We start from the raw sequence: 9,161 nt of genomic DNA, 5'->3' as shown, positions 1-9,161 counted from the left end.
ACCGCGTCAAATGCTCCGCCCCCTTGTCGTCGGTCAGGTCGATGTTCTCGATCCCGCCGCTCAAGCCGTAGCGGACAACCATGCGGCCTGGTTTCAGGACGAATGGGCGCAGTTGCTCAAACGCATGGACGGCCAGACTTACGCCGAGGAATTGCGCGACTACCTGCTTCGCCTGCACGACAACAAACCCATCGGACGGCGCACCAAGACCGAGGTGGTGGAAATCATCGACCCGGCATTGGTTGTGCTGGGCACCACGGTGGAGCAGACCTTTCTCGACAATGTCACCGCCGAAAGTATGCTGGACGGCTTTATGCAGCGCTTCGGCTTCATCATCGCCGACGCGGATTCAGACCGCACGCCGGACATGTTCCCCATCTACCGGGTGGAGAAGGAAACCAATCTGGCCCCGTTGCGTGAAGCTTGGGCCAAACTGGAAAGCCTTCCCCTGCATCAGGTCTACGACATCGACGAAACGGCGGAACGCGCCTTCTCTGAAGCCTTCCGAAACCATTACCGTCGCCACGCCGATGTCCCTGCGTCGTTCTTCCGCAGGGTGCTGTGGCGGAGTTTTAAATACGCCTTAGTCTACCATGTGCTTCTGGGCAAGGCGACGGCGGTGCTGGACGCAGAAGACGTGGGTTGGGCCATGCGCGTCAGCGCCATGCATCTGGCCGATGCCGCACGATTGCTGGACCGCTACAATCTCACCGAATTGGAAGCGGTGGTGGTCAAGGCCGAAGCCTTACAAGCGAAGCTGGGCCGCAAGCCGACGACGCGGGAATTGATTTCGGGCGTGCGGGGCATCAAGAACGCAAATGCGGCGCGGTTCATTATGGAGTTGATGAAGAGGCCCGGTGCCGTCAACGATAACGCAGGCGAGGGAAGACGGGCCTGCCTGTAAGCAGGCGCTTTTGTTAAGATCATATCAGCGATAGCCTCTGCCGGTCACATAGGCAGATCACATTTTCCGTTCACATTTTGCATTTTGAAGCTCGAGCATGATTTCGTGCTAATACAATGAAAATACATAAAAAAGGCCCCGGCACGAAGCCGGGGCTCAAGTTTAGGGAGGAAACGTCCAAGAAAGGCAGCAAGGGGAAGGTCGATGACCATCCGTTTGCTGCAGTGCAATAACTAAGGCGAAATGGACCGATGTGCAAGTGCGAAACAGCCCGTTCTTTTGGCAGAATCGCAAAAATGGCAGAAATGCTTGCCTTTTGGGGCGCGCAGGTCAGGCATGTGGAAGTCGGGCGACTTTTATGGCACGGTTCATGCATTAATGCGGGTGTTGCGGGCTTTGACGGAAAATGGCGATGAACGGGCGCGGGCTTTGGGTGGTGATGGTGGCGATGGCCGCGCTGGCGTGGGCCGGCCGGGCCGAGGCCGCTCCGTCGCTACCTTCGGACTCGCTGTGCGCCGAAGAAACCGCCAGGTCCGAACGCCAATACGGCATTCCCGCCCGGCTGCTCGATTCCATCTCGGTGGTGGAATCCGGCCGCTATGACCGCGAGGCCAAGGCAACTCTTGCCTGGCCGTGGACGGTAACGTCCGAGGGACAGGGCAAGTATTTCCCCACCAAGGCCGAGGCGGTCGCCGAGGTGAAGCGTCTGAAGGCGCGCGGCGTCAAGAACATCGATGTCGGCTGCATGCAGGTCAACCTGATGTACCACCCGACCGCCTTCGCCTCGCTGGAAGACGCCTTCGACCCCGCCGCCAATGTCGGCTATGCCGCCCGCTTCCTGAAGGGGTTGTTCGGCGCGACCGGCCATTGGGTGACGGCGGCGTCCTATTACCATTCCCAGACCCCGTCGCTGGCCGCCGCCTACCGCGAGCGGCTGATGAAGGTGTGGAACGCCTCGGCGGTTCAGCCGCCGATGGCTCCGGCCATCAACCCGATCAAGCCCGGCCCCAACGGCAAGCCGGTCCCGTCGACCTCGCCGCGGGTCGATGAGATGCGCAAGGCGTTCCGCGACCATCAGGCCGCCAATCAGGACGAATCTCGCCGCATCGCCGACGCCTACCGCCAGGCCCGGCTGTCGGAATACCAGTTGCGGCGCGCCCGCATGGTCGAGGTGCGGCGCTCGCGTGGGTTGGCGGTGGACGGCTACTAGATCAGGCGGCCGCCGGTCAGACGGAGCAGCCGTTTGGCTTGATCCATCAGGTCCGGCTGGTGCGGGTTGACGGCCAGCGACAGTTCAAACGCCTGCAGGGCCGCTTTCGGTTCGTTCATTTCCACCATGATGTATCCCAGGCTGGCCAGGGCGGCGAAATGCCGAGGCTCGAGGGCCAGGGTGTGGGCCAGATCGGCCACGGCGGCCATCGGGTTGTCGCTCAGGAAATGCAAGGACGCCCGCATCGCCCATCCCTCGGGGAAGGACGGCGCCAGCATCACCACCCGGTCCAGCAGGGCCAGGGCGATGCGATGCTGGCCCTGGTGGGCGGCATCCATGGCGTGGGCCATCAAGGTATTGGCCACCTGCGGCCCGGTTTTCGCCCACAGATGCCGAATGGCCGCTTCGATGGCCTGGGCCTCGGCTGGGTTATCGGTGCTGCGCAGCCGTTCGAACAATCGGTCGAGGCCGACCACCGGCTCCGGACGCGGCGGCGGGGCCGTGGGGCTGCAAGAGGCGCTCAAGAGCAGGAACAGCCCCAGCGCGAGCGAGGCAAAGAAACGGCTCATGCTTCAGACGTGGGAAGCCTGAAACGCACCGCCAAGGGATGGGGCAAAAAGAAAGCCGCGCCCGGTTGCCCGGCGCGGCCTGTCCTTTCAAGATCCTGGCTGGAAGCCGGATCAGCCCTGGCGGGCCTTGAAACGCGGGTTGGTCTTGTTGATGACGTACACGCGCCCCTTGCGGCGGACGATGCGGCAATTCTTGTCGCGCAGCTTGGCCGACTTCAGCGAGTTGCGAATCTTCATGATGCAAATCCTTGAACTACGAAACTTAAGCGGCTTCCCAATGCACGAAAATGCCGGGGTGCGCGACCGGAGGCCGGAAAATACGGAAAGCGCGGGCGGCTGTCAACACGTCGTTGGATTCTCTTTTAACCATTCGCTTGGTATAGTCCCGGCCATGCTGCGTTTCCTCCCCCCGGGCCCCGACAATCCGTCGCCCTTCGTCCGTATCGACGGCCAATCCCATGCCGACATCGTGGTGGTTTGCGACCATGCCTCGGCGGTGATTCCGGCGCGCCTGGCCGATCTTGGCCTTTCGGCGGCCGGTCGGCTCGCCCATGTCGCCTGGGATATCGGCGCCGCCCAGGTCAGCCAGGCGCTGGCCCGGAATCTGGGCTGTCCGGCGATCCTGGCCGGGGTCAGCCGCCTGGTGATCGACTGCAATCGCCAGCCCGGCGACCCGTCGTCGATTCCCGCCTCGACCTGCGGTGTGCCGGTGCCCGGCAACCAGGACCTGGCCGAGGCCGAGGCCCATTCCCGCGCCGACCAGTGGTTCTGGCCCTATCACCGAGAGATCGGCGACGAACTGGCCCGCCAGTTCCGCCGGGGCCGGGTGCCGGCGATGATCTCCATTCACAGCTTCACACCGGCGATGCACGGCGTGGCGCGCCCGTGGCATGTCGGCGTGTTGTCCAATCGCGATCGTCGCATGGCCGATCCGGTTCTGGCCGCCCTGACCGGCGACCCGGCCCTGTTGGTGGGCGACAACCAGCCTTATTCGGGGCGCGAGATCAACTACACGCTGGACACCCATGCCGGAGCCGCCGGCCTTCCGCATGTGTCGTTCGAGATCCGTCAGGATCTGCTGGCCGACGACAATGCCTGCCAAGTCTGGGCCGAACGTCTGGCCGGCGTGCTGGCTCCGGTCCTGGCCGACCCGGGGCTGCGTCGGGTCGAATTGTTCTGACCTACCCGGGGCGGGCGGGCGTGAGCCCTGCGGACGAGTGTTGAATTGATATAAGCATGCGCTTATGTTGTGCGCCGAGACGACCGTGCGCGTTCGGCAGACGCTAGTGTCCTGCCCCAGAAATTCGCATCGCGAATGGCGGGGATGAGCAGGCCACTAAACTTGTGAGTGGTGTGGTGATTCCGATGTTCGCATCAAAATGCGAACATCGGAATCACCACACCGGGCGGTCGGATGATGACAAGAGGGGATGCCTCATGACCACCACCACCATGAATACCATGCCGGTCGAGCCGATCTCGACGGGCCGTTGGAAGGAACTCGCCGTCGGAATCGCCTATCTGATGGGCGTCGGCGTCGCCTTCACCACACTTGTCGGTGTCGCCGCGATCTTGTTCGTCAAGTAAGGCGCCGCTGAATAAGAACGGCCCCGCCCGGCGAAAGCCGGCGGGGCCGTTTTCATTTCTCCGGGGCGCTCAGGCGCACAAAGCGTGGCGCACCTGCTGGGCCAGTTGGTGGCGGTCGAACGGCTTGGCCAGGATGGCGGTGACGCCGGCCTTGATGGCCGAACTGATCGCCTGCGGCGTCTGATCGCCGCTCATCAGCACGAAGGGCAGGTGGGCCAGATCGGCCTCGGCCCGGACGGCGTTCAGCAATTGCACCCCGTCGATCGGCCCCATATGCAGGTCCGAGATCACCATGCCGGTCGGACGCGAGCGCATGAAGTCCAGCGCCTCCTGGCCGTCCTTGGCCTCGGCGACCTCGTAGGGGCCAAGATTGGACAACATGTCCGTTAAAAGGCGCCGGGTGATCGGGCTGTCATCAACGACCAGGATGGGAAGCGGGCTGTTCATGGTGGCGTCCTTCGGATTCCGTCCTGGCATCATCGCCGCCTTCTGTGCACATCACCATGGCGCGAAGGAATCGGATTGCCGCACATTGGAACGGTTTAAAGTAGATTCCTGCTACTTTAGGACGGTGGTCGCCGTCCCTGGGTGTAGGAGCGGCTCCTGGGGGCTTGATGCCGGACGGCCGGCGCACTATGGTCCTGACCTTGGTTTCGAACGCCCCAGGGGACAAGCATGAGCGACGAACAGAACAGCACCCAGATCGGAGGAATTGCCGCCGAGGCCCTGCGCCAGTTCGTCGAGCGGATCGAGCGCCTGGAGGAAGAGAAGAAGCATCTGGCCGACGACATCAAGGACGTCTACGGCCAGGCCAAGTCGCAAGGCTTCGACGTCAAGATCCTGCGCAAGATCGTCAGCCTGCGCAAGAAGGACCGCCAGGAGCGGGAAGAAGAAGAGCAATTGCTCGAGCTCTATCTCGCCGCCCTGGGCGAGGTGTAATCCCCGCTTGCGGCGCCGCTTGTGGATTTCCGCAATTGTTCCTGATCGGGGCAAAGCGCTAAACCGCCGTCATACGCACACGTCAAGATGTGCGTCGTGGAGGCGAAGATGTTGCACCGGATCGGATTGGGTGCGCGGCTGGCACTATTGCTGGCCGTGGCGGCGGTACTTTTGCTTGTCGTCGGGGCGGTCGGCCTGTCGGGCGGCCACCAATTGGCTGGAAGCGCCGAGGATTTGTACCGCGAGCGTGTCGTGTCGATGGGGCAGTTGGGGCGCATCCTCGACGGCATCCACCGCGTTCGCTCCAACACGGTGTTCATCGTCCAAAGTGAAAGTCGCCTGACGCTCGAACGTCTGGGGGCCGAGATCAAGACCGCCGACGGCGAGATCGACGCCTTATGGGCCGAGTTCACCCGCCGCCCGCACGAGGCCGACGAGCAGAAACTGGGCAAGGAATTCGAGGCGGCTCTGGCCGCCTACCGCGAGGCCTGGGGCGAGACCTTGAAGGCCGCCGCCGCCGGCGACGGCTTTTCCGCCCGCGAGAACCTGGAACAGGGCGACGGCGCCACCTATCGTCAGGCCGCCGCCATCTTGCGCCAGCTGAACGACGTGCAGATCAGCGTCGCCGAAGGTGAGTTCCAGCATTCGATGGCGGTGTGGGACGCGGCGCGTACCGGTTCGGCGGTGGCGATCCTGGGCGGCATCGGGGTGCTGGCCCTGGTGTCGTGGCTGATCGTGCGCTCGATCACCGGACCGATCCGCGACGCCATCGCCACCATGAGCCGGTTGGCCGCCGGCGACATCGCGGTCGAGGTGACCGGCACGTCCCGCCCCGACGAAATCGGCGACATCGCCCGGGCGGTGGCGACCTTCAAGGACAACGCGGTCGAGCGCGAGGCGTTGCGCGCCCAGCAGGCGGAAGCGGCCCAGCGGGCCAGCAGCGAACGGCGCGAGGCCCGGCTGCGCATGGCCGACGAATTCGAGGAAGCGTTGCGAGCGGCGCTCGATTCCGTCACCTCGGGCAGCGCCATTCTCGAACAATCGGCGCGCGCCCTGTCGCTGACCGCCGGCAGCGCGCGGGCCGAGGCGTCGTCGGTGGACGGTGCCGCCCGTGACGCCTCGGACAATGTCGAGCGGGTGGCGGCGGCGTCCGAGCAATTGTCGGCCTCGATCGCCGAAATCCGTCGCCAGGTTCAGGAATCCTCGCAGATCTCGGTCGAAGCGGTCGACGAGACCCAGGCCAGCGACGCCATCGTCGGCGAATTGTCGGACTCGGCCGGGCGCATCAGGTTCTCATCGATCTCCCACAGGCGCGCCTCTCCGCCGCCACCGGGGTGCCCTACGCCTACCTCTGCAATGACATGCTGAAAGCCAACTACTCCAACTCGCGCATGGCGCTGCTGGAGTTCCGTCGCCGGGTCGAGGCATGGCAGCACTCGGTGATGGTCCACCAGATGTGCCGGGTGGTGTGGCAACGCTGGATGGACGTGGCCGTGCTGTCGGGGGCGCTCGACATCCCCGGTTACGAACGCCAGCGGGCCACCTTCATCGCCTGTTCCTGGCTGCCGCCGAAATGGGACTGGGTCGATCCGCTGAAGGACACCAAGGCCGAGATCGAGCAAATCGGCGCCGGCCTGAAAAGCAGGACGCAGGCGCTGGCCGAACGCGGCTTCGACGCCGAGCAGGTGGACGCGGAAATCGCTGCGGACCGGGAACGGGAACAGCGGCTGGGGCTGGTGTTTGGGGGGGAGGCGCCGGTTGTGGGCTCACCGGACTTCAATGCGGCGGTGGAGGATCAAACGGATTAAAGACAAGGGTGCCGGTTGGGGAAAAATCCGACACGTTACGTGTCGCCACGGTCAGACCATGCTCAAGCGCGGTAGCAGCGATGGCGAGATCAAGCCCCTTGTTGCCGATCCGTTGCGACAGCCGCCCCCATCGGCGGGCCACAGCCACGGTTACCGGAAGTATTCTCCCATCGTAGATCCTGAGAATCATGTCCAGCCAGACGGCAAGTTCATTGGCAAACGGAGGGTTGGCACCCCTTTGCCGCTCTATTCCTCGCTCAATCTCACCGATGGTCACGACGCTGATGTACATGTCCTGAGACGGAATCGCACCGATCCACGCGACGAGATTACGATTGCGCTGTCCAGGCTGCTTGCGCAGTTCGGACAGTACGACGGTGTCGAGCAGAAACATCAGAAACCCACATCCCGCATCCGGCCTTCGAGGCGGTCGAATTCACCGCCATCCGAGGGCATGGACAGGAGGTGCGCGGCAAAGGATGGGGCCGTCGCATGTTCCAACTGGCGCAGACGGGCATAATCGTCAGCCGACAGCACGACGACTGTCGGCTTGCCATGCTTGGTCACGGTCTGCGGCTCGCCAAGTCTGGCCGCATCCACAACCTCGCTGAAATGGTTCTTTGCATCCTGGACGGACCACGTTGGCTGCGGCATCGCGCACCTTCTGGCTAGAAATTATGTCCAGAAAATAAGGCTTGAGAGCGTCGCTGTCAAGGACGTCCCCCCTTTCCGAAAATAGGGTGATCATGCACGACCTTCCCCATCTCGCGGCCCGTCTGTACGGAACGCCGTTGCTGATCGCGCGCGCCAAGCTGGACGTGATCCTGACGGCGCTCGGCCCCCGGTTGGCCGGGCAGGCACTGTCCTTCGACGGTGAAGCTGTTCCGGCCGCTACGGTCGAGGTGACGCCCGACGGCATCGCCATCGTGCCGGTGATCGGCACCCTGGTAGCCCGCTCCGGCTATCTCGGCGCGGCCAGCGGCCTGACCGCCTATTCCGACATCGCCGATGCCATCGAGGCAGCGGCCACCGATCCTGGCATCCACGCCATCCTGCTGGACGTGGATTCCTCAGGCGGCGAGGTGGGCGGTCTGTTCGATCTGGTCGACCACATCCAGGCCATCCGCGCGCAGTGTGGCAAGCCAATCTGGGCAGTGGCCGACGAAGCCGCCCTGTCGGCGGCCTATGCTATCGCCTGCACCGCCGACCGCCTCTACGTCACCCAGACCGGGGAGGTCGGCTCCATCGGCGTGGTGGCCGTCCACCGCGACGAATCCGGGGCCGACGCCCAGGCAGGGCTGGCGTGGACCTTTGTCCATGCCGGGGCCTGCAAGGTGGACGGCAATCCCCACCAGCCACTGTCCGATTCTGCCCGCGTTGCTCTCCAGGCCGACGTGGATGCGCTTTTTGGTCGGTTCGTCGATCTGGTGGCCAAGTGCCGTAGGAAAGCCCCCGAGGCCATTCGTTCCACCGAGGCCGCCGTTTATCGCGGCGACCAGGCCGTGGCCGCCGGTCTGGCCGACAAAGTCGGCACCCTGCGCGTTGCCCTGGCCGATCTCGGCGCCAGTCTGGCCCGTCTCACCGTGTCCCGTCCCATTGCCGCCCGAAAGGAAAGCCCGATGTCCGAACCCCAGGGGGATGTCCCCGTTCTGGCTGCCGTGCCGCAGCCGCAAGTTCCCACTGCCGATCTGGAGCAGCGCCTGCGCGCCGAATATTCCGAGATCAGCGCCATTGCTGCCCAGGCCGCCCGCCTGGGTGTGGCCATCGATCCCGCCGAGGTCATGGCCAAGGGCATCCGCCCCGAGGCCCTGCGCCGCACGGTTTTGGATCAACTGGCCGAGCGTTCCGACGCCACCGACGTGGTCGCCGCCGCTCCGGCGGGTGCCGCGCCCAAGGCCGAAACCGAAAGCCCCATCGTCCGGCGTGCCCGCGAAGCCGCCGCCCGCAAGTAACGGAGATCACCCATGTCCGTGCTGACCATGGCGCCCACCCTGGGCGACCTCCTCAAGTTCGAATGCCATCCCGGCTATTGCCGCGAGACCGTGACGATGAAGGCGGGCATCGCCTCATAGGCGTTAACATAGCCTGGACAGGCGGGCGTGAGCGTGATTCAAGATGGAATGACTCATCCATCATGCCCCCCT

The 9,161-nt window shown here is 64.3% G+C and carries 14 protein-coding genes; 9 read left to right on the top strand and 5 right to left on the bottom strand.

Annotation, left to right across the window (positions count from 1 at the left end):
• Both A6A05_RS00060 and A6A05_RS00055 read left to right on the top strand, forming a co-directional pair.
• Window positions 1-904: DUF3987 domain-containing protein (locus A6A05_RS00060; protein ID WP_156520810.1), on the top strand; the 904-nt coding region annotated here is incomplete at its 5' end.
• 412 nt (window positions 905-1,316) lie between these two features.
• On the top strand, window positions 1,317-2,114 hold the full coding sequence (locus A6A05_RS00055) for a lysozyme family protein (protein WP_245644091.1): 798 nt from the start codon (window positions 1,317-1,319) through the stop codon (window positions 2,112-2,114).
• On the opposite strand, the gene A6A05_RS20475 is transcribed toward A6A05_RS00055, so the two are convergent.
• Together A6A05_RS20475 and ykgO are read right to left on the bottom strand one after the other, a co-directional pair.
• The gene (locus tag A6A05_RS20475; protein WP_068496228.1) at window positions 2,111-2,683 is read right to left on the bottom strand and encodes a tetratricopeptide repeat protein; all 573 of its coding nucleotides are present in this window, start codon (window positions 2,681-2,683) and stop codon (window positions 2,111-2,113) included. The genes A6A05_RS00055 and A6A05_RS20475 overlap by 4 nt on opposite strands.
• 111 nt (window positions 2,684-2,794) lie before the next feature.
• Complete coding sequence (gene ykgO / locus A6A05_RS00045; RefSeq protein ID WP_008614494.1) at window positions 2,795-2,920, bottom strand: type B 50S ribosomal protein L36; 126 nt, start codon at window positions 2,918-2,920, stop codon at window positions 2,795-2,797.
• A gap of 154 nt (window positions 2,921-3,074) precedes the next feature.
• On the opposite strand from ykgO, the gene A6A05_RS00040 reads away from it, so the two are divergent.
• The gene (locus tag A6A05_RS00040; protein WP_068496225.1) at window positions 3,075-3,863 is read left to right on the top strand and encodes an N-formylglutamate amidohydrolase; all 789 of its coding nucleotides are present in this window, start codon (window positions 3,075-3,077) and stop codon (window positions 3,861-3,863) included.
• Window positions 3,864-4,120: 257 nt separating this feature from the next.
• Window positions 4,121-4,270, top strand: a complete 150-nt coding sequence (locus A6A05_RS20470; protein ID WP_156520809.1) for a hypothetical protein — start codon at window positions 4,121-4,123, stop codon at window positions 4,268-4,270.
• 69 nt (window positions 4,271-4,339) lie between these two features.
• On the opposite strand, the gene A6A05_RS00035 is transcribed toward A6A05_RS20470, so the two are convergent.
• The gene (locus A6A05_RS00035) at window positions 4,340-4,717 is read right to left on the bottom strand and encodes a response regulator (RefSeq protein WP_068496231.1); all 378 of its coding nucleotides are present in this window, start codon (window positions 4,715-4,717) and stop codon (window positions 4,340-4,342) included.
• Window positions 4,718-4,945: 228 nt separating this feature from the next.
• On the opposite strand from A6A05_RS00035, the gene A6A05_RS00030 reads away from it, so the two are divergent.
• The 3 genes from A6A05_RS00030 to A6A05_RS00020 all read left to right on the top strand — a co-directional run bounded on the left by A6A05_RS00030 (window position 4,946) and on the right by A6A05_RS00020 (window position 7,017).
• Window positions 4,946-5,209, top strand: a complete 264-nt coding sequence (locus tag A6A05_RS00030) for a DUF2312 domain-containing protein (RefSeq protein WP_068496223.1) — start codon at window positions 4,946-4,948, stop codon at window positions 5,207-5,209.
• Between the two features lie 108 nt (window positions 5,210-5,317).
• The gene (locus A6A05_RS00025) at window positions 5,318-6,577 is read left to right on the top strand and encodes an MCP four helix bundle domain-containing protein (protein WP_172822151.1); all 1,260 of its coding nucleotides are present in this window, start codon (window positions 5,318-5,320) and stop codon (window positions 6,575-6,577) included.
• The gene (locus A6A05_RS00020) at window positions 6,571-7,017 is read left to right on the top strand and encodes a hypothetical protein (protein ID WP_425411928.1); all 447 of its coding nucleotides are present in this window, start codon (window positions 6,571-6,573) and stop codon (window positions 7,015-7,017) included. Before A6A05_RS00025 ends, A6A05_RS00020 begins: the two co-directional genes overlap by 7 nt.
• Here the strand turns inward: A6A05_RS00020 and A6A05_RS00015 are convergent.
• Window positions 6,986-7,411, bottom strand: a complete 426-nt coding sequence (locus A6A05_RS00015) for a type II toxin-antitoxin system VapC family toxin (protein WP_068496219.1) — start codon at window positions 7,409-7,411, stop codon at window positions 6,986-6,988. The genes A6A05_RS00020 and A6A05_RS00015 overlap by 32 nt on opposite strands.
• The gene (locus A6A05_RS00010) at window positions 7,411-7,671 is read right to left on the bottom strand and encodes a type II toxin-antitoxin system Phd/YefM family antitoxin (protein ID WP_068496217.1); all 261 of its coding nucleotides are present in this window, start codon (window positions 7,669-7,671) and stop codon (window positions 7,411-7,413) included. Before A6A05_RS00010 ends, A6A05_RS00015 begins: the two co-directional genes overlap by 1 nt.
• 92 nt (window positions 7,672-7,763) lie before the next feature.
• Here A6A05_RS00010 and A6A05_RS00005 point away from each other — a divergent pair, with 92 nt between their 5' ends.
• Window positions 7,764-8,969 (top strand): S49 family peptidase, encoded by a 1,206-nt coding sequence (locus A6A05_RS00005; protein WP_068496215.1) that lies wholly within the window; start codon window positions 7,764-7,766, stop codon window positions 8,967-8,969.
• A gap of 12 nt (window positions 8,970-8,981) precedes the next feature.
• On the top strand, window positions 8,982-9,089 hold the full coding sequence (locus tag A6A05_RS19775) for a head decoration protein (protein WP_245644089.1): 108 nt from the start codon (window positions 8,982-8,984) through the stop codon (window positions 9,087-9,089).
• Window positions 9,090-9,161: the final 72 nt, after the last annotated feature.

This window comes from Magnetospirillum moscoviense (genome assembly GCF_001650635.1).
Lineage (GTDB): Bacteria > Pseudomonadota > Alphaproteobacteria > Rhodospirillales > Magnetospirillaceae > Magnetospirillum > Magnetospirillum moscoviense.
The sequence above is the reverse complement of the archived record's forward strand: the minus strand, read 5'-3'. Positions and strand labels throughout refer to the sequence as shown.